Consider the following 19,227-nt stretch of genomic DNA (forward strand, 5'->3'; position numbering starts at 1 on the left):
GTTCCTGACCAAGGTCATCGGGGTCGAGCACTGATGGCCCGCCTCACCTCCGAAGAGATCGACGAGCTGGACATGGAGTTCTACTTCGAGCGCGAGGGTCTGACCTTCAAGCTCGGGCAGGGCGTCAACGGCCTCCAGGCCAATCTGAAGGAATGCCCGGCCTGCGGCGACTTCCGCTACCGGACCTATTTCGGTCTGGATACCGGCAAGGGCAACTGTTTCGTCTGCTCGGCCAGCTTCACCCGCACCAGCTTCATCCATGCTCATCTCGGGCATGGAGACAACGAGTGGCGGTTGACCTTCGAGGCGGTCGAGGAGGTGCTGCGCGAGCAGGGCTGGCGGCCCAAGCGACAGGCGATGGTGGCGGTGGATACCAGCGCCGTCACCTTGCCCCTGAGCGAGCCTGTGAGCGAGGCCACGCCCGCCGCGCAACTCTATCTGGCCCAGCGGGGCGTCCCGCTCGATGTGGCGAGCTATTTCCAGCTCAGGCATTGCCAGTTCGGCTGGTGGAAGTTCAAGGAAGACGGCGAGACGAAGATGCAAACCTTCTCGGATCGGATCATCGTTCCGGTCTTCGATCTCGACGGCACCCTGAAGACCTTCCAGGGCCGCGACATGATCGGCAACTCGCCCAAGAAATACCTCTTCCCGAAAGCGCTTCCCGGCACCGGGCGCTACCTTCTGAACGGGCATAACTGCGTGGCCTCGGGCGCCGCGGTGATGGGCGAGGGCTTCTTCGACGTGATCGCGATCAAGATGGCGCTCGATGAGGAGCAGGATCTGCGCGACGTGACCGCACTCGGCTCCTTCGGCAAGCACCTGTCCTATGGCGCGATGGATGGCGACGACCAGCTCGGGCGGCTCAACACCCTGCGCATCGGCGGGCTGCGCACCGTGACGATGATGTGGGATGGCGAGCCCAAGGCGCTCGAGGCCGCCCTCGATGCGTCCCGACTGATGGTCTCGATCGGACTCAAGGCCCGTGTGGCACTGCTGCCCTTCGAGAAAGACCCCAACGAGGTCACGCCGGAAGTGGTGGTGGCGGCCTATCGCGCGGCGCGGCCCTATACCCCCGCGCTCGACATGATGTGGCGGCTCCAGAACCCCTACGCCAATGCGATCAACCGCGCACGCAACGGCATTTCCGACTGACGACCGCGACATCCCATGCGACGGCGCTGCCGCGCCGCGCTATACAGTAAGCACAAGATAGAAACCGAACCGAAAGGCAAAAGCATGACGGTCCAACTGAGTATCCGCCAGGTGCATGGCGTTCATAAGGGCGGCACCAAAGAATACACGCTCACCCTCGTCGAAGGGTCGATGGGCAAGCTGCTTTTCCGCGCCTGGGGGCCGGTTGGCAAGTCGGGCGACGGCAAGATCGAGCTGGCGAAGGAAGACACCCTCGACGCCGCCGTGAAGGATCGCCGCAAGGGCGGCTACGACATGAAATACCAGCCGGTGTCCAAGATCACCCCGGACAAGCTGCCCGCATATCTGACCAGGAAGCACCTGACGCTCCTGACCGACGGCTATCTGAGCTTCCTCCATGAGGATTTGAAATTGACCGATGTGCCCGGCGCGGGCGGCGGCAGTCACAGCGAGCGCGCGGCCATGACCGACGCAATCCTCAAGGCCACCGAGGAGAAGCGCCGCGAAGAGGCGAGGGTCAAGGCCGCGGCAGAGGAGGCTGAACAGGCCGCCGCGCTGGAAGAGATGAAAAACGCACCTTTCTTCGGGATGTTCTGAGATGAGCCATTACCTCACCCTCGACCAGGAGAACCGCTTCTCCTTCACCTGCCCGATCTTCGACAGCAAAGTCGAGATGCGCGGCTGCGTCCTCGTCCGCGACATGGTGTATCAGGGCAAGAACTTCCCGCAGCGCCAGGGCTGTCAGGTTTGCATCCGTGGCGGCAAGTGCCCGGCGGCCGAGATCGTTCGGCGGATCGCGCACAATCAGCCCAATGCGACGGATCGCTGCTCGGCGACCGAGCCGGTCCACGGCAAGCTGCCGGCGGATGTGCTCGAATTTGTCCGCCCCACGGTGATGCTCGAAAACGCCCTGCGGCGCCTGGCGGGCAGCGAGGTCACGATGATCCAGTCGGCCAACGACCGCATCGACGCCCAGATCGCCACCGCGCCGCGTGAGCGGGTCGCTGGCAAGGTGACTCGGGTTTCGGCGACCGCGAACTATGAAAAGCCGGAAGGCCGCTCTACGGCGCGCAAATCGGCCCCTGCGTCGAAGCCTGCCGCCAATGTCGAGGCTGCGATCTCCGGCGACATGAGCGCCGCGATCAACGCGGCTGCATGAGGAGGTCGAAAGCCCTCCCAACCACCTCTTTTCAAAGACCTAGGAGTCAACGTGCGCCCTGAAAGTATCTTCTGCATTTCCGTTGCGGCCACCGTCTGTGTGATCGCCCTCTGCATCACCGCATTCAACGTCACCAAAGACCCGAAACATCGGGCCCTGGGTTCCTGCATCAATGATCGCATGGAGAGCACCGGCCGCATCGACTGCGCCCGCGCCATCTACGGCACCGAAGGAGTTGTCCAATGACCGCGCTTCAGCCCATTCGGATGACCGACGCCCAGTTGGTCGCCATGATCGACCGCATCGCGCTCGAATCCTCGCGCACCGAGAAGGAGCGCTATCTGGCTGATCTGGCCGCGACCAGCCAGGGGCGCGAGATGATCCAGCTTTGCTACAACCCCTTCTGGACCTGGGGTATCACCCAGAAAGAGATGCCGCCGACCGGCCAAGGCCCGAGCGAGGGCGACACGCTGGCGGAGATCAAGACGCTTCTGATGAAGCTGGCCGCCCGCGAGCTGACCGGGAATGCCGCAGCCGAGGTTGTCGCCTCCGCCTTCGCCAGCTTCACGCCCGCCGCCGGCCGCCTCCTGTGGCTCTGCCTCAACAAGGATCTCAAGGCGGGCGTCAACACCGCCTCGATCCTTGCGGTCGATCCCTCGATCGTTCCGATCTTCGCCGTGATGAGAGCCAACTCCTACGAAGAGAAGCACGTCAAGGCCTTCCCGGTCGCGGTCGAGCCGAAACTCGACGGGCATCGCGTGACCTTCATCGCCAAGGATGGCGGCGGCGGCTTCTTCACCCGCACGGGCAAGGCGATCGACTCCCTCGAGCACATGATCGAGCCGACCCTGAAGGCGCTGCGGCACTGGGCCGGCATGACGCGCATCACGAACGGCCAGCCTAACCCGGTCCATGACCTGCTGTCGGTCCTGCGCTACTTCGGCGGCGTGCCGGAGATCGTCCTCGATGGCGAGATGATGTCGGATCAGGGCTTTGCCGAGACCTCGGGCGCGCTGAGGCGGAAAAGCGAGGATGCCGATGTGCGCTTCCACATCTTCGACATGCTGTCTTGGGACGAGTTCGATGCAATGGGCGATGTTGCGGTGCCCTACGCGCATCGCCGCCAGCGCGTCCTCGATCTGATCGGCTGCACGAAGCATCTGGGCGACCGCCTGACCGTCACCGAGATGCGGGTTGCTCGCAGCCATGACGAGATCCAGTTGATCTATCAGGACTACCGGGCGCGCGGCTTCGAGGGCGCGATGGTGAAGCTGCTCGACGGGCCTTACCAGAAGAAGAAGTCGCGGAGCTGGCTTAAATTGAAGAATGAAGACACCGAGGATCTTCAGGTGATCGGCGTCTTCCAGGGCCAGGCGGGCGGCAAATACGAGCATACCATCGGCGGCCTGATCGTGGACCGTAATGGCGTGGAGGTGCGCGTGTCGGGTCTGGATGATGCGACCCGCGCCGAGATCTGGAAGCTCTGGTGCGAGGATGTGCAGCTTGTGGCGGCCAATCCGAACGTCGGCTATAAGGGCGAGACCTTCGGTATTGTCGGAGAGACGTTCGATAGGCGCATGAAGCTGCTCGGGCATGTCGTCGAGGTCGAGTATCACGAAGTCACGCCCGACGGCTCCCTCCGCCACCCGCGCTTCATTCGCTTCCGCGACGACAAGACCGGCGAGGTGGAGAAATGAACTTTACGACCGTCGATCTGGGCCAGCTTGATTGCTGGCCTATGGCTGGTTTCGCGCCGGGAGACTACTATGGCCGGTGCGTTCATTGTATTCAGGAGTTCGTTGGGGCGAAACATTCCACTGCCTGTCTCTCCTGTGCCGTCAAGGTGAAGAACCGGCAGACCGAGGAAATCGTGAAGATGAAGCAGGAGGTGACGGCCGCCCGCGCCAATCCGCCTGAACGCATCGAGGCCGCTGCGATCTTCCACGGCGCGACCATTTCACTGCCGCCTCCGGCGCGTCACCACACCATCCTGAACTTCATGGCGACCGTCATGGGTCTCGACGCGACGGAGGTTCATCCGGTCAACCAAGGCTTTCTCACCAACAAGGGCCGTTTCGTGAACCGCACTGAGGGCTACTACATCGCCTATCGGGCCGGTCAGTTTCTCAAGCCTGACGAGATGGCGAGGAAGGAGCCGACGCTCTACAGCGAGGATGTCTGGTAGGAGCGCTGATCGCTAGGGTGACACCCAGTCTGTCACCCTAGCTGACTCTTTCAATATTCTTATTCTAAGATTCAGGGCCGAATTTCGGCCCATTTTCATATAGTTAGACGACGAAAAACGAGGTTTTCGGGGTTTCGGACGAGGTTTCCGGGGAGATAAACGAGGTTTTCGGGGCGAAAAACGAGGTTTCCGGGGAGCTGCCTCGAGCGGGCCTTTTTCTTATCCACAGAGTATCCACAGAACTATCCGATGCCCTTGTGGACAACTTTCTCTTTCAAACGAATGAAAACCGCCCTTATCATTCGTCTCAGGAGCCGAGTCGCAGGAATCGACCGGCTAAAAACGAGGTTTTCGGGGAGTAGCTCCGAAAAGCCCAAAAGAGGTCGAGCGGGCGTTGCGAAAAACGAGGTTTTCGGGGAAGCGCCTCTTCTGGAGCGCCGCAAAGGGTCGATCTCTGCGAAAAATGCAGGGGAGTCAGAGAGCGTGACTGCGAAAAACGAGGTTTCCGGGGAGCGCACAGAGCACTCCAAGAATGCGAAAAACGAGGTTTTCGGGGAGGTGCTCGCTCCTGCTGGTCGGACTATCACAGTGCGGCCGAGCAAGGATGAGGCAATCAAACCCTCTGAACTCATTCAGATTTCCGGCCATCAGAGCCTGACGCTCAACGCCCGCCGCTCGATCACGCTCCTATGGCACAACGCTCACATGCAGGGCATCGAAGAGGGCAAGGACTATACGATAGCGCTCAGCGACCTCCGGCCAGAGCGCCGGAAGGGCAATGACGAGCTGGAGACGGCCATCACGCTCCTGATGCAGACCATTCTCATCGTGAAGCTCAAGAGCGGCCACACTCGACGGGTCCAGTTCCTTGGAGGCAACGATCTAAAGGACAGCGACCGCGACAAGGGCGTGCTCACCTACTCCTTCGACAAGCGTCTGGTGGAGATCCTGCGCGACTCCCAGATCTGGGGTCGCATCGCCATCCCGGTCCTCATGGCATTCTCGTCCAAATATGCCGTCTCCCTCTACGAGAACCTCAGCCAGTGGAGCAACCTCACCTTCAAGAGCATCCAAGAGCTGACGCTCGCGGAGCTGCGCGACATGATGGGCGTAGAGGACGGAAAATATGCGAAATTCGGAGATTTCAATATCCATGTTCTCAGGCCGGCGATCCTCGAGATCAATGCGCTCGCTCCCTTCAATGTGAGCGTTCACCCAATCAAGCAGGCCCGAAATGTGGTAGGCTTCAAGATAGGCTGGTGGGCGAAGACCACCGAGGAGCTGAAGGAGGCATTCCTGGAAACGCAGCGCTCTCGCATTGGGAGACGTGCTCGCCTTTCGGGCAGGTCCGAGGAGCTTGTGAGCGACGAAAACCTTGTGGAGCAGCTCCTCATACCTAAGTAGTGCTCCATAATCAGGCTGTGACTACTGAATCACGACTTCCCTTTTGACAGACTAGGGAAGTCTCTATTAAGTAGTTATTCCACAAGACGGTGCGAAAACTCTGTCTTATAAGTAGCCTATCGAAGCAAACAAAGCATACGAAAATGAACCTTAGAGCAGTGATATTACAGGAGGGAAACAAGTGAATGATACGGATAAGCGTCGGGTAGAACAACTCCGTATGGAGCCCCTCGCTAACTTACTCGACAAGAAGCTCAACGAGCTGGCGCCGGAGGTTACTCTGAGCGACATATCGCGCGACATGGGCTTCGCCACCCCGAACTATCTCTCCATGATCCGTAAGGGCAAATCCAAGATGGCCCTGACCAGGGTCGAGGAGTTCGCCCGCTATCTGAACATCGACGCGAAGGAGCTTTTCCTGGTCGCCCTGCGTCAGCACCACTCGGACGATGTGATCTCGCTCATGCAGCAGGCCTTCTCCGAGCTTACCGACCAGGAGCGCGCCATCCTTGAGGTTGCCCGAGCCAATCTTGTGCCGGGAGAGAACCTCACGAAGTCCACGAAAGACAAACTTGCGACCGTCTTTCGTAACAACAAGCCCGCCGCCCGGTAAAAGACATCGGACGAGGCCAAGACGATAAGGGTGCCGAGGTCCGCTTCGGCACTCTTTCTATATCCAACACAGAGAAAGCCCAACAAGGGCGAGGGAAACTAGACCATGAACGACATGCAGCAGTGCGGGTTCACGAGTGATGCGGCTCCGGTGACGGATCTCGCAGGTTTTGAAGCGACGGATGTTGAGGCCGTCGAAGCACTCGCTACCGGAGAGATCAAAGACGCGATCGACCTCGGGAGTGCTGTGCTGAGTCTGGTCAAGAGCGAGGAGGGAGAGAAATTTGTGGTGACGACGAGCGAGGGGCATGCAGCCATCATCCCGCTGTCGGCACTCTATATTCCGCGCGATTTTTAGGTCTGCGGCTGCTAGTAAGTAGTTAGTAGAGAAACGCGCGTGACAAACGCAGAAGAAAGGCACCAGCTCCATGAACAGAGAAATCATCGAACTCCGCGAAGTCGTCACGAAGCTGGTGCCCATGCTCACTGGCAAGGGTCTGCGCGTCACGATGCGCGGCACCCGCGCCTATGTGCGGGCCAACGCCAAGACCAACAAGCCCGAGTTGGTCAACATTCCGTCGATCCCTGACAATGCGACCTCCGAGTTCATCTCGGCCATTCAGGGCTTCATCGACCATGAGGTCGGGCACGTCCTGCACACCGACTGGAAATACTACGGCGGCGACGGGGTGCGTATCGCGCTCAACACGCCCGAAGGCCGCGCGCTCTCCGCGAGCCACAACTCGGTCGAAGATCCGTATGTCGAGCGCGAGCAGATGAAACTGTTCCCCGGCTCGAAGTCGAACCTGACCCAGCTCCATGACTACTTCCTCAAGCGCATCACCACGCCCGCGCTCGACGCGGTGAAGGGTGACACGAAGAAGGAGTTCTCGGTGCTCTGGGTGCCGGCCGTGCGCGCGCTGTCGGGCCAGGCAATCTTCCAAGAGTTCATGGACGCCGGCAATCATTGGGAACAACCGATGGTCAAGGCGGTGGTCATGGCCCTCTCGGACGAAACCATGCGTCTGCTGAAACATGCCCGCAACACCGAAGAGACCCTGCTGGCGGCGCAGGAGATCCACGACATCCTCTTCAATCGCAAGCTGAACGAGCCTGAGCCGGAAGAGGAACAGCCCCAGCCGCCGGAGCAACAAGGCGACGACGATCAGTCCGGCGCCGAGAGCGAGGATGATCAGAATGACGAGGGCGAGTCGGAAGACAAGCCCGAACAGCCCGCCGGCGAAGGCGACGGGGATGGCGAGCGCGACCATTCCGAGAGCGACGATGAGGGCGAAGCCGGTCCCGGCGAGGACGGCAAAGATGGCGGCGAGGAAGAAGATGGCGAAGATGCCGGAGACGCTGATGGAGATGGCGACGCGGAGGGCGACGAGGACGGCGATGATAGCGAAAGCGACGGGGATGAAGCTGCTGACGATGCAGCCTCCGACGACGCTGACGGGGACGAGGCCGGCGATGGTGACGCTGGACGAGGCGACGAGGATCAGGCCGACGAGCTGGGAGACGATGCCGAAGAGGGCGAAGGCGGTGAAGCTGACGCTGCGGGCGAGGATGATGCTGACGGTGCGGATGCCGAAGATGGCGACGATGCCGAGGGTGGCGCTGATGACGCTGGCGGAGACGATGACGCCGGAGACGCTGACGAGGGAGATGATAGCGCGTCTGATGGAGCCGGAGCTGCCGGTGAGGATGCTGACGCCGGAGGAGATGCTGGCGGTGAGCAGGCGGAAGATTCCGACGATCTGAACGGCGGGGAGCGGCAGGCTCAGGGCGGCGGCAGCCGCGAGGATGATGACGGCGAGGCTGCGGCAGACGGCGAGGGCGAGGATGATGGCTTCGGCGGTGACGCGGGCCGCGGCATGTTCGACCTGGATGCCAGCGAGTTCCAGCCGGTCGATCTGTCGAACGCTCTCCAGAAAGAGCTGACCGAGATGGCGATGGAGGCGATGGGCCACTCGGATTACTCGACCTTCACCCGCGACGAAGACCGGATCGAGGTCTTCGATCCTGACACGCTCGGTATCAATGTGCGCGATGAGTGGGTGCCTGCGATGGAAGATGAGGTGCGTCACATGATCGGGCCGATGCAGAAGGACATCGAGCGGATGATGGCGTCGCAAAGCTACGTCATCCGCACGCCGGGCCACACCCGCGGCAAGCTGCACGGGCCGTCGCTCTACCGCGTGCCGCTGGGCGACCCGCGCGCCTTCACGCAGCGCGAGGAGCACCGCTCGAAGGACACGGCGGTCATGCTGCTGATCGACAACTCCGGCTCGATGCACGGCCAGGAACTTTCGGTCGCCATGCACGCGGGCTATGCCCTGGCCTCGACGCTGGAGCGCGTCAACATCGCCAATCAGGTGATGGGCTTCACCACGGGCAGCCTGAGCCGCAGCGCGATGGATGCTTTGCGCAACGATCCGATGGCCTACAGCTTCTCGCGGACCTGCACCATCGTCATGCCGATCTTCAAGGAGTTCGGCGAGCGGGTGACGCCGACCGTCAAGCGCCGGATCGCCGCCCAGATCAATGCGCAGGTCGGCATGGAGACCAACGTGGATGGCGAGTCCCTCGAATATGCCGCGATGGCCCTGATGCGCCGCACGGAGCGTCGCAAGGTCATGCTGGTCATGTCCGACGGCCAGCCGGTCGGCAACGGCACCCGTCAGCACCTGACGAAGACCGTGGAGAACCTGACCAAGGCGGGGATCGAGACGATCGGGATCGGGATCAATACGACCGCTGTGCAGTCCTACTACCCGCGCAGCATGGTCCTGAACAATGTCGCGGATCTCCCGAAGACCGTGATGGGCGAGCTGAAGCGCATCCTGACGAACTGAAAAGCCACACCCCTCTAGTAACTACTTACTTTCCGGTGGCGGTCTGCGCGGCCATCGTGCTAAGTAGTTACTAGAAGAACCGAACCAGCCACACCGAAGGCACCACCGAAGGGAAAACCGAGCATGAACGCCATTGCACCCACCGCCAATGACAAGATCAAATGCGAGATCGACGGGCAGATGATCCATTCGGTCCAGCTCCACATTCAGGCGAATTACGCCGATAGCTGGACCGTCGATCGCTACAAGGCCGAATATCCCGACGCGCCGCTGCTGTCGGACTTCGCCATGCAGTATATCCAGAAGCAGCAGAAGGCGGCGGCTCCCGCGGCACCGGCTGCGCCCGCCGTCGCGACCGCCACGCCGCACGAGCCCGCCGTCCAGGCCGAGTTCCAGCAGGTGCTGCCCGGCGGCGGCAGCTATACCGAGGCGACGGAGCACATGCACACCCTGTTCGATTTCGGCGACGTTCCGGCCGCCAAGGGCGCCAGCGGCACGCCCATCACCGTCAAGGTGCTGCGCGACCATTCCGCCGAGCACATGCCCTACCTGCAGGCCGTGGATCAGGGCTACGTCTTCAATATTGATCTGGTCAAAAAGATCCTGGTCGCCTTCACCCTGAACAAGCCGCTGCTGCTCTGGGGTATGCACGGCACGGGCAAGACCACGGCGGTCCAGCAGGTCTGCGCCCGCACCGGCCGTCCGGTGATGCGCGTCCAGCACACCATCAACATGCAGGAATCCGAGGTCATCGGTCAGTGGATCGTCAAGAACGGCCAGACGGAATACCAGCTCGGGCCGCTGGCGATGGCGATGCTCTTCGGCTGGACCTACATCGCGGATGAATACGACTTCGCCATGCCCTCGGTGACGGCGGTCTATCAGCCGGTGATGGAAGGCCAGCCGCTCATCATCAAGGATGCGCCGCCGCACCTGCGCAAGATCACCCCGCACCGCGACTTCCGTTTCGTCGCGACCGGCAACACCAATGGTCAGGGCGACGAGACCGGCCTCTATCAGGGCACCCTGATGCAGAACTCCGCGAACTACTCGCGCTTCGGCGTGACCGAGGAGGTTCACTACATGGACGAGGCCACCGAGCAGGCGATCCTGCGCTCGAAGGCGGGCGCTCCCGCGCAGAACGCCAAGCAGATCGTCTCCTTTGCCAATAAGGTCCGCGAGGCCTTCAAGGACGGCAAGATCTCCATGACCATCTCGCCGCGGGAGATGATCAACGCGGCCCAGCTCGGGCTGGCGTTCGGTGGCAACTGGCGCATGGGCATCGACCTTGCCTTCGCCAACCGCCTGCCCCGCACCGACAAGATCGTGGCTGGAGAGGTCGCTCAGCGGATCTTCGGCTCGTAAGGAAAGAGCCAATGGATCACCTGAACGCCAATGAGGTGAAAGGGCTGGTGCATCGCACCAGCCTCCGCCTTTTCGCCAAATTTCCCCAACTCCGCGCGTCCCATGAGTTCGAGGATTTCGAGCAGATGATGTGGATGGAGTGGATGCGGGTGAAAGACCGCTTCGACCCCGCGCACGGCTATCATTTCACCACCTATTTCGGGACATGCTGCCGCAACCGCGTCCTGAAGATGGTCAACGCCCGCCGGCCAGATGTGGAGTTCGACACAGATGTGGCGGAAAGCCAGCCTGACGATTTCAAGTCCTCGGAGGATATGCTGGCCGAGAGCCGCGTCAGATCCAGGGCCTTCGAGCGCGTCGACCCGCAGATGCGAAAGATCGCGGAGCTGCTGATCGAAGACCCGGAAATCCTGCAGCGCGAGGCTCGCGCCCAGGCGGCCAAGGCCGCCCTTACTTCGGCCCTGAACGGTGGGGCAGGGAAGGAGCCTGAGCTGCCTGAGATCACCTTGCCGCTCCTCTTCCGCGTGATGGGCCTTCATCGCTCGCGCGGATACCACCTCGTCGCCCAATTCAAAGAGACCCTGGATGAATACCTCTGACCTCTTCCAATTCACGCCCGGCTGCTTTGGCTCGACCTATTTCGCGAAAGACTCCACCTGTGGCGTCTGCCCCTTCGCCCCTGACTGCGAGAAGCGGTCGGTGCAGACGATGGATGACATCAGGGCGATCTGCGGCGTCGTCACGCGCAAGCGTCGCGCGGGCAAAGGCGAGCTGTCGGAGAAAGCCAGGGAAGTATTCGAGAAGCTCGGCAAGTCCGCGCGCGAGGTCCGCGCATCCCTCATGGGTGGTGAGAACCCCTATCCCACCAATCAAGGCTTCATGGGTGATGTGTGTCAGATCCTGCTGCATTTCCGCGAGGTCAAGACCGCATTCCTAGCGACGGTCATTGCCGAACGCTGTAAATTGAGACCATCGACCGCAGCAAGCTACACCAAGCAGGCAGTGGCGATCCTGCAGCATTGCGAGGCTGCTGACATTCAAGGCGACAGCATTTCCTTGCGCCGCGGCTAAAGTAAGAGGTTACTGTATGCACACGCTCCTGGCTTGCCGAAGCGATTTCTCTATCGGCGAAAGCATTCTGACCCCCGATGAGATTGTCGAAGCGGCTACCGCCCTCGGCCAGACCGTCGTGGGCCTGACCGACACAATGAGCGTGACCGGACTGGTCAGCCTCTCCCAGGCTGCCAAGAAGGCGGGCATCAAGCCGATCATCGGCGTCCGGCTGCGCATCTCGGAAGATGCCAAATGGCGCCCGAACAAAGACCTGAAGGAAAAGAAGAAGGACATGCCGAAGTCCTTCTTCGCGACGGTCTATATCCGCAGCGAGGCTGGGCTCAAGGCGGTCTATCGCCTGCTAACCCTCGCCAATAGCGAGACCCATTTCTACTACCACGCCATGCTGGACTGGCCCGATGTGCAGTCCGAACTGATGGCGTTGCAGTCCAGCGATTATGCGCTAGTCCTCGGCGACGAGCAGGGCATCTACCAGCACGCAGCATTCGACGACATCCGCGCGGACTGCATCACCCTGATGAACCACTACGGACATGCGATCTACCTGCCCATCGTGGCGGTGAACACGCCCTATTACGGCCGCATCAACAAGCTCTCCATCGAGACGCACCGCAGCTACGGGCTGCCGCTGCTGGCGATCCGGCCGGCCTATTACGACGCGGGCCATGCCGACGCGCAGGAGGTCATGGCGGCGGTCTGCGAGAATGCCAAAGCGTCCGACGGCTATTTCCGCTCGCGCTTCAATCGCGACATGCACCCGATGAACGCGCAGGACTTTGTGGCCGAGGCGATGAAGGCCGCCCAGCACCTCATCAAGCGAGGCGTGCCCGACGCGGGCTCGATGATGAGCAAGGCGGTCCTGACGACGATGGGCTTTGCCGATGGCGTGACCTATCTCTGGGCCAAGCAGCCGCCGTCGCTGCCCAAGCTCGCGGATGACGAATATGCCGCGCTGGTGGCGGAATGCCAGAAAGGCTTCCTCGATCGGTTCAAGGCTCCGATGTTCGGCCACACGCCGAGCGCGCAGGAGCAGATGCAGACCTACCTGCCGCGCCTCCAGTATGAGCTGGGCGTCCTGAAGAAGCTGGGCTTTGCGCCCTACTTCCTCACCGTGCAGAACATCGTCCGCTTCTCAAAGAGCAACGGCATCCTGGTCGGCCCCGGTCGCGGCTCGGTCGGTGGCTCCCTCGTCGCCTATCTGATGGGCATCACCGACATTGATCCGATCCGCTTCGGCCTCCTCTTCGAGCGCTTCATCAACCCCGAGCGTCTCGACCTTCCCGACGCCGACCTCGACTTCATGTCCGAGCGGCGCGGCGAGATCATCGAATACCTGATCCAGACCTTCGGCGAGGACCGAGTGGCCGGGGTCTCCAACTTCTCGACGCTGGGCTCGGCCTCGGCCATCCGCGACGTGAGCCGCGTCCTTGGCATTCCCGAGCGCGAGTTCTCCGTCTCGAAGATGGTGCCGAAGGAGCACGGCCAGCCGGTCGGCCTGGAAGAGGCGGCGCGTCAGGTGGCGGGCATCAAGGAGTTCGCCGACAAGAATGCCGCCCTCTGGCCGCTGATGCTCCGCCTTGAAGGCACCACCCGCAACATGGCGCAACACGCCGCGGGTGTCGTCGTCGCTGGCGCACCGCTCACGGATTTCGCCGTGGTCGAGAAGCGCAAAGAGACGGCGGTGGTCAACTGGGACAAGCGCGTGATCGAGGAACAGGGCCTGGTCAAGATCGACGTGCTGGGCCTCTCGACGCTCGACATTATCGCCCATGCGCTGCGCTACATCGAGGAGGGCACTGGTCGGAAGGTGGCGATCAACGAGATCCCGCTCGATGATCCACTGGTGCTCCAGAAGTTCGCCCAAGGCGACACGTCAGGCGTCTTCCAGTTCGAGGGCTCGGGGATGCGCAAGCTCTTGCGCGACCTTGGCTCCATGACCGGCTCGGTCAGCTTCGAGGACATCACGGCCTGCACCGCGCTCTACCGGCCCGGCCCGATGGAGTCTGGCATGATGGACAGCTTCGCCAAGCGCAAGCGCGGCGACGAGGCGGTGGAATACCTGCATCCCTCGACCGTGCCCTATACCGAGGAGACCTTCGGCATCCTGGTCTATCAGGAGCAGGTGATGAAGCTCTCGCAGACGGTGGCAGGCTATTCCGGTCCCGATGCCGACAAGCTGCGTAAGATCATGGGTAAGAAGCTGCCCGAAGAGATGGCGAAGGAGCATGACAAGTTCGTCGCGGGCTGTGTCGCCACGGTCGGCTGCACCGAGGAGTGGGCAGGTGAGCTGTTCGGCCTGATCTCCGGCTGGGCCGGCTACGGCTTCAACAAATCCCACGCCGCCGCTTATTCGCTGATCTCCTACCAGTCGATGTGGCTCAAGACGCACTACCCGCTGGAGTTCTACGCCGCGACCATGACGGTCGTGAGCGAGGAAAAGCTCCTGGGGCTGATGCGCGATGCCAAGTCGCAGGGTGTGGTGGTCAGCTATCCCGACATCAACAAGTCGTCGGGCCGGTTCGAGATCGTGCGCGGGGCCAATGAGATCGTGGTGCCTTTCCAGCGTATCAAGGGCATCTCGATCAAGACGGTCGATGCGATCCTGAAGGCGCGCGCACAATCGCCCTTCTACTCGATGGCGGACTTCGTGGCGCGCGTCGAGAAGCGGGCCTGCAACATCAAGGCGCAGACGGCGCTCGATAGGGTAGGGGCCTTTGCCAGCGTCGAGCCCGGCCAGCCGAGCCAGAACGACCCTTGCCGGGTCCGCGATCAGGTCGAGCTGATGCCCAGCCTCGTCAGCGATTACGTCCCGATCAATCGCGAGATGCACCGCGACGGCGCGACCAAGGATGCGATCATCGACCTGAGCGATGAATACCGGGCGGCGCTCGGTCCCGCCAGCGGTCGCGACGGCCTGCCCTGCAAGCCGCATTTCGGTCGGGGCGCAAAGGTCATGGTCATTACGGATGCGCCGTCGGCCGAGGAAGAGGGCAATGGCATGTTCGGCTATGCCCGCGCCAATACCGGCGTCCTCGATGCGATGCAGGATGCAGACCTTTCGATGCAGGAGGTCTACTGGACCGGCCTGCTCAAGCGACCCAAGCGCGGCGGCCGGATCGCGGCCGAGGAGATCGGGCAGCACAAGCCCTACCTGATGCGCGAGATCGAGGCGCTCAAGCCCACGGTCATTGTCGCGCTCGGCTCCAGCATCGTGCGGGAGTTCCTGCCGACGCTGAAAGGCAAGGTCTCCGACTTCGCGGGCGACGTGCTCTATCTGAAGGATCTCGATGCGAACCTCGTGATCGGGTTCTCCGGCGGCGAGATTTACCACGCCCCCGAAAAGCAAGAGGCCATGAACAAGGTCTTCCATGTCGTGAAGGAGTTGATGCCATGAGCCGCCGACTTTTCATTTCCACCAGCCGCAAGGACAGACAATGACCAGCACCACCCCCGAAACCACCGCGCCCGGCTATGCCGTCCGCGATTACGTCGATACGGAGCAGCTCAAGCGCGACCTGACCTATACTCCGAACGACCTCTCCTCGGCGATGATGGTGCAGGCGGGCCTGTTCAGCCATTATGGCATCCTGTTCGCCCAGGCATCCAAGCAGGTCGATGTGGTGAAGCTCCTTCTGGAGAACACCGAGGCGGCGGTCTACCAGATGCTCCGCGCCAAGGCGTTGCAGCAGGGCGAAAAGCTGACCGAAGTCCAGCTCGAGAAGGCCGTATCCCGCGAGCCCCGCGTCATTGCGATGAAGAAGGCGCTGGCGGAGGCCAAGCAGGTCGAGGGCATCGCCCGCACCGCAATGGAGGCCTTCCGGCACCGCAAGGACATGCTGGTCTCGCAGGGCCTGATCTCGCGCGAGGAAATGAAGGGCGATCTGCGGATCAATGGCGGCAAAGTGCAGCAGGATCAGGCTCTTGCCATGCACCGCGCGGCCCTCGGCGCGCAATAAAAAGTGGCCTATCTAGGCATATCCCTAGAGACTAATCTGCCTAGATAGGCTAAAAAGTAGTTAGCCGAAAGGCAAACAGGCACCAAGCATAAAGCTACCACGCCGGTAGCTCCGCACCCTGCCAAGGAGAACAGACTATGACTATGAACCCCGTGCTGATGGCGCTCCTCGCGAACAACGCCAACAAGTATAAGGGTGGCGATCAGGGCAAGGCCCAGAAAGCCAAGGATGGCCGCAACACCATCCGCCTCATCGCACCGTCGCCCGCTGAGGCGAAATGGGTCGGCGAGGACTACAAGTTCCACCGTGATGTGGGCGTTCACTGGATCAAGGCCGACGAGAAGGCGAAGCCCCTGGCTGTCGTCGGCTCCGAAGAGATCTGCTTTGATCGCGTCTCGCCCATCTCGGCCGCGATCAACGCGGCGATCGCCTCCGCCTATGATGAGGAGTCGAAGAAGCTCTACGAAAGCTGGAAGGCCAAGGCCGCCGTCCTCGTGAACGTCGTCAACCGGGCGAATGGCGAGGTCGAGGTTTGGGAGATGCCGCGCACCGTCTGGGGTAAGATCAACGATCTGGCGCTGCTTTACGCGGACCAGTCGGGCGTCAACATCTTCGACCACGCTTCGGGCATGGATCTGGTGATCACCAAGTCGGGCAAAGGCCTGAACACCCAGTATGACGTGGCGGTCAGCCCGTTCATGCCGGGTAAGCCGTTCCCGCCTGTGACCGCGGATCAGATCGAGAAGGCGTCGAACCTGGACGACTTCATCAAGTCGAACTTCTTCCGCGACGGTGACGACAAGAAAGCCCTGTCGGCGATCGCCCAGATCGCCAACGTGGTGATCCCGCAGATCGGCGCCCCCGTGACGCCGACTGCCGCTCTGACCTCGGCCGGATCGAGCGTCGCGGGTGCCAATGTCGCGCAGACGGGCAGCCTCCAGGCGACGCAGCCGACCACCATCGACCCGGCGGTGCAGGCGGCCATGCTCGCTCAGGAGCAGGCACGGCAGGCGGCGGATGCGAAAGCGGCCGAGGATGCTCGTCAGGCGATCCTCGCTTCGCAGATCGCGGCCCTCCAGGCGGCGCAGGCCGCTCCGGCGCCGACTCCCGCGCCGGTGGTTGTCCAGCCGACCGAAGTGCTGACGCCCACGACCGGCATGTCCGAGCTGTCGGCGGATCAGCAGGCTGACCTGCTGGCCCAGCTCGCTGCCATCGGCGGCTGATCGAGGCCCTGAAAAGAGAAGCGGCGGGGTGTAGAAGCCCCGCCGCCCGCGTCTTTCGACGCAATAGATGCAAAAGGCACCACCCTGTTGCGTCTCTCACATAAGGGCGAACCCAGCACATGCGCAAGACCTACCTCATCGTGGATGGCAATTCGCTAGGCCACCGCGCCCAGAACATGGGCGGCATCCTCACGCTCGGCACCATGCAGGTCCAGGCGATCTACAACTTCCTCCAGACGCTCCGGGGCTACGCGCTCAAGCATTCTATGGCGATCCCGATCGTCCTCTGGGATGGCATCGGCTGGAGGCACACCCGGCACATCGGCTACAAGTCCAGCCGGGAGAAGACCGACACGCCCGCCCAGCAGAAGCAGGCGGAGATGCGTAAGCACTACCAGAAGCAACGTCCGCTGATCCAGCAAGCGCTCGGCTTTCTCGGGGTGACGCAGGTGCAGGCTCAGAACATGGAGGCCGACGATCTCGCGGCCATCATGGCGGATCTCTACGCCGATCAGGGTCATCTGGTGACGCTCCTGTCGGAAGACCGCGACTGGCTCCAGATCATCCGCAATGGCGTGGCCCTGGAGCGGCCCGTGTCGAAAGACCGGATCTCGATCACCAACTTCGAGGAGGTGACTGAGGTGCCGACGCCCGCCATGTATGCGGAGGTCAAGGCGATGATGGGCGACCGGGGCGACGACATCGACCCGATCGGCGGCATCGGCGCCAAGCGGGCGACGGAGCTGGTCAAAGCCTACGGCAGCTTCCACGGCCTGCTGCATGGGGTGATGATCGACAAGACCATCGACCCGGCTGGACTGCCCAAATACCTGCGCGACCTTGTGGCCTCGGAGGAGAAAGCTCTCGCTTTCGATTTCAACATGAGCCTCGTGGATCTGCGCCACCCCGCGCGCCCCGCTGTCGAGAACATGCAGATCAATGCGGGCGCGCCCAGCGACGAGCACTTTCGCCAGTTTTGCGAGACGCTCCTTTTCAACTCCTTCCTGAACAACTTCGGCGACTGGATCGCGCCGTTTCCTGTCGGGAAGACCCAGGCCCTCGCGGCCTGATCCATCACATCACGGAGAGAACAGATGGCTAAGAAACCCCTCACCACCCATGCCGACATTGCTGCCGCCCTCGCCAGCGCGATCGGCGGAAACGACGACGAGGCGACCGTCAAGCAATGGCTCGACTCGGGCTTTCCGGCGCTGAACCATGCCGCCAGCGCGAGCTGGGGTGGAGCTTTCCCGGTCGGCCGCCTGGGCGAGATCGCCGGGCCGCCCTCGGCGGGCAAGACGGCGATTGCCACGGCGGCAATGACGGCAGCCCAAGAGATGGGCGGTGTAGCGGGCTTCATGGACCATGAGCGGTCCTTCTCGGCGCATCTGGCGCGCACCCGCATGGGGTTGAACACCGATCCGGGCGCCTTCATCTACAAGAAGCCCAAGACCTTCGAGGAGTCGGTCGCGATCTCGCAAATGGCCTGGAAGGTCATTCGCGAGCAGAAGTTGATCCCGGCCGACGCGCCGATCGCCTGGGTGTTCGACAGCTTGGCCGCGATGGTCCCGCAGTCGATCCTCTTTGACGCCAAAGGCAAGGAGCGCTCGGCAGAGGGTCGGAACATGAACGACAATACGGCGCTCGCCCGCGCCACCTCGGCCCACTTCCCGGCCATTGCCATGCTGGCCGAGGAATACAACGTCTGCTGCATCTTCCTGAACCAGCTCCGCACCAAGATCGGCGTCATGTATGGCGATCCGCGCAAGACCACGGGCGGCGACAGCCCGGCCTTCTACTTCTCCTGGCGTCTCTGGCTCTCCAGCTCGAAAGAGAAGGACAAGGCGAACAAGGTTATTGGCACCAAGGTCACGGGCAATTTCGTCAAGAACAAGACCTCGCGACCCTTCACCGAGTCCTCGTGGTATTTCATGTTCGAGGAGGATGGCACCGGGCGCTTCGACCGCGAGAAGTCGCTGATTGAGTTCCTTGAGCAGAACGGGTGCTTGCAGAAAGGCCGCCCCGGCTATGTCGTCTGGACCGACGGCAAGCAATATACCCGCGACGTGCTGGCAAAGGCGATCCGCGATACCAACGCTTTCGACCAGTTGAAGGCGCTCCTGCCCGCGCAATATGAAGCCCCGGTTGTCGCCAATATCGAGCTTGGCGATCTGGATGGTGACGGGGAAGACACGGCTCCCGAGCAGGTTCAAGACGCGACCTGATCCCTCTTTCGCTT

General features: G+C 62.0%; 18 protein-coding genes. All 18 read left to right on the forward strand.

The window, feature by feature from the left end; all coding sequences use genetic code 11:
- Positions 1-1,152 (forward strand): hypothetical protein (locus GL300_RS17865; RefSeq protein ID WP_211595186.1); only part of this gene is annotated, 1,152 nt, incomplete at its 5' end.
- 84 nt (positions 1,153-1,236) lie between these two features.
- The gene (locus GL300_RS17870) at positions 1,237-1,749 is read left to right on the forward strand and encodes a hypothetical protein (protein WP_155041025.1); all 513 of its coding nucleotides are present in this window, start codon (positions 1,237-1,239) and stop codon (positions 1,747-1,749) included.
- Between the two features lies 1 nt (position 1,750).
- Complete coding sequence (locus tag GL300_RS17875) at positions 1,751-2,311, forward strand: hypothetical protein (protein ID WP_155041026.1); 561 nt, start codon at positions 1,751-1,753, stop codon at positions 2,309-2,311.
- A 51-nt stretch (positions 2,312-2,362) separates the two neighbouring features.
- Complete coding sequence (locus GL300_RS17880; protein WP_155041027.1) at positions 2,363-2,557, forward strand: hypothetical protein; 195 nt, start codon at positions 2,363-2,365, stop codon at positions 2,555-2,557.
- A complete protein-coding gene (locus tag GL300_RS17885) occupies positions 2,554-4,008 on the forward strand; it encodes an ATP-dependent DNA ligase (RefSeq protein ID WP_155041028.1) in 1,455 nt (484 codons plus the stop codon). The genes GL300_RS17880 and GL300_RS17885 overlap by 4 nt, the downstream gene beginning before the upstream one ends.
- Positions 4,005-4,496, forward strand: a complete 492-nt coding sequence (locus GL300_RS17890; RefSeq protein WP_155041029.1) for a Y16D family protein — start codon at positions 4,005-4,007, stop codon at positions 4,494-4,496. The genes GL300_RS17885 and GL300_RS17890 overlap by 4 nt, the downstream gene beginning before the upstream one ends.
- A 483-nt stretch (positions 4,497-4,979) precedes the next feature.
- Positions 4,980-5,900 carry a RepB family plasmid replication initiator protein gene (locus GL300_RS17895; RefSeq protein ID WP_170297710.1) on the forward strand — a complete coding sequence of 307 codons (921 nt, stop codon included), beginning with the start codon at positions 4,980-4,982 and terminating at the stop codon, positions 5,898-5,900.
- A 181-nt stretch (positions 5,901-6,081) separates the two neighbouring features.
- Positions 6,082-6,513, forward strand: coding sequence for a hypothetical protein (locus tag GL300_RS17900; protein WP_155041031.1), 432 nt, complete (start codon positions 6,082-6,084; stop codon positions 6,511-6,513).
- Positions 6,514-6,618: 105 nt separating this feature from the next.
- Positions 6,619-6,870: a hypothetical protein gene (locus GL300_RS17905; protein ID WP_155041032.1), complete on the forward strand. Its 252-nt coding sequence runs from the start codon at positions 6,619-6,621 to the stop codon at positions 6,868-6,870.
- Positions 6,871-6,940: 70 nt separating this feature from the next.
- A complete protein-coding gene (locus GL300_RS17910; protein ID WP_155041033.1) occupies positions 6,941-9,370 on the forward strand; it encodes a cobaltochelatase CobT-related protein in 2,430 nt (809 codons plus the stop codon).
- A gap of 123 nt (positions 9,371-9,493) precedes the next feature.
- Positions 9,494-10,735: an AAA family ATPase gene (locus GL300_RS17915; RefSeq protein WP_155041034.1), complete on the forward strand. Its 1,242-nt coding sequence runs from the start codon at positions 9,494-9,496 to the stop codon at positions 10,733-10,735.
- A gap of 11 nt (positions 10,736-10,746) precedes the next feature.
- Positions 10,747-11,334 (forward strand): sigma factor, encoded by a 588-nt coding sequence (locus tag GL300_RS17920; RefSeq protein WP_155041035.1) that lies wholly within the window; start codon positions 10,747-10,749, stop codon positions 11,332-11,334.
- The gene (locus GL300_RS17925) at positions 11,321-11,806 is read left to right on the forward strand and encodes a hypothetical protein (protein WP_155041036.1); all 486 of its coding nucleotides are present in this window, start codon (positions 11,321-11,323) and stop codon (positions 11,804-11,806) included. Before GL300_RS17920 ends, GL300_RS17925 begins: the two co-directional genes overlap by 14 nt.
- Before the next feature lie 16 nt (positions 11,807-11,822).
- The gene (gene dnaE / locus GL300_RS17930; RefSeq protein WP_155041037.1) at positions 11,823-15,203 is read left to right on the forward strand and encodes a DNA polymerase III subunit alpha; all 3,381 of its coding nucleotides are present in this window, start codon (positions 11,823-11,825) and stop codon (positions 15,201-15,203) included.
- 40 nt (positions 15,204-15,243) lie between these two features.
- Entirely contained in the window at positions 15,244-15,765 is a 522-nt protein-coding gene (locus tag GL300_RS17935) for a hypothetical protein (RefSeq protein WP_155041038.1), read from the forward strand.
- Between the two features lie 137 nt (positions 15,766-15,902).
- Positions 15,903-16,988, forward strand: a complete 1,086-nt coding sequence (locus tag GL300_RS17940; protein ID WP_155041039.1) for a hypothetical protein — start codon at positions 15,903-15,905, stop codon at positions 16,986-16,988.
- A 119-nt stretch (positions 16,989-17,107) separates the two neighbouring features.
- A complete protein-coding gene (locus GL300_RS17945; protein WP_155041040.1) occupies positions 17,108-18,058 on the forward strand; it encodes a hypothetical protein in 951 nt (316 codons plus the stop codon).
- A gap of 24 nt (positions 18,059-18,082) precedes the next feature.
- Positions 18,083-19,213, forward strand: a complete 1,131-nt coding sequence (locus GL300_RS17950; protein ID WP_155041041.1) for a RecA family protein — start codon at positions 18,083-18,085, stop codon at positions 19,211-19,213.
- The last annotated feature ends 14 nt before the right edge of the window (positions 19,214-19,227 follow it).

Origin of the sequence: Paracoccus litorisediminis (assembly GCF_009711205.1) — a bacterium.
In the GTDB taxonomy this organism is placed as follows: Bacteria; Pseudomonadota; Alphaproteobacteria; order Rhodobacterales; family Rhodobacteraceae; genus Paracoccus; species Paracoccus litorisediminis.

Bases quoted from the DNA above. Each gene is read 5' to 3' on its own strand.
- GL300_RS17870 (WP_155041025.1), top strand. From the start codon at position 1,237: ATGACGGTCCAACTGAGTATCCGCCAGGTGCATGGCGTTCATAAGGGC.
- GL300_RS17875 (WP_155041026.1), top strand. From the start codon at position 1,751: ATGAGCCATTACCTCACCCTCGACCAGGAGAACCGCTTCTCCTTCACC.
- GL300_RS17885 (WP_155041028.1), top strand. From the start codon at position 2,554: ATGACCGCGCTTCAGCCCATTCGGATGACCGACGCCCAGTTGGTCGCC.
- GL300_RS17890 (WP_155041029.1), top strand. From the start codon at position 4,005: ATGAACTTTACGACCGTCGATCTGGGCCAGCTTGATTGCTGGCCTATG.
- GL300_RS17905 (WP_155041032.1), top strand. From the start codon at position 6,619: ATGAACGACATGCAGCAGTGCGGGTTCACGAGTGATGCGGCTCCGGTG.
- GL300_RS17910 (WP_155041033.1), top strand. From the start codon at position 6,941: ATGAACAGAGAAATCATCGAACTCCGCGAAGTCGTCACGAAGCTGGTG.
- GL300_RS17915 (WP_155041034.1), top strand. From the start codon at position 9,494: ATGAACGCCATTGCACCCACCGCCAATGACAAGATCAAATGCGAGATC.
- GL300_RS17920 (WP_155041035.1), top strand. From the start codon at position 10,747: ATGGATCACCTGAACGCCAATGAGGTGAAAGGGCTGGTGCATCGCACC.
- GL300_RS17925 (WP_155041036.1), top strand. From the start codon at position 11,321: ATGAATACCTCTGACCTCTTCCAATTCACGCCCGGCTGCTTTGGCTCG.
- dnaE (WP_155041037.1), top strand. From the start codon at position 11,823: ATGCACACGCTCCTGGCTTGCCGAAGCGATTTCTCTATCGGCGAAAGC.
- GL300_RS17935 (WP_155041038.1), top strand. From the start codon at position 15,244: ATGACCAGCACCACCCCCGAAACCACCGCGCCCGGCTATGCCGTCCGC.
- GL300_RS17940 (WP_155041039.1), top strand. From the start codon at position 15,903: ATGACTATGAACCCCGTGCTGATGGCGCTCCTCGCGAACAACGCCAAC.
- GL300_RS17945 (WP_155041040.1), top strand. From the start codon at position 17,108: ATGCGCAAGACCTACCTCATCGTGGATGGCAATTCGCTAGGCCACCGC.
- GL300_RS17950 (WP_155041041.1), top strand. From the start codon at position 18,083: ATGGCTAAGAAACCCCTCACCACCCATGCCGACATTGCTGCCGCCCTC.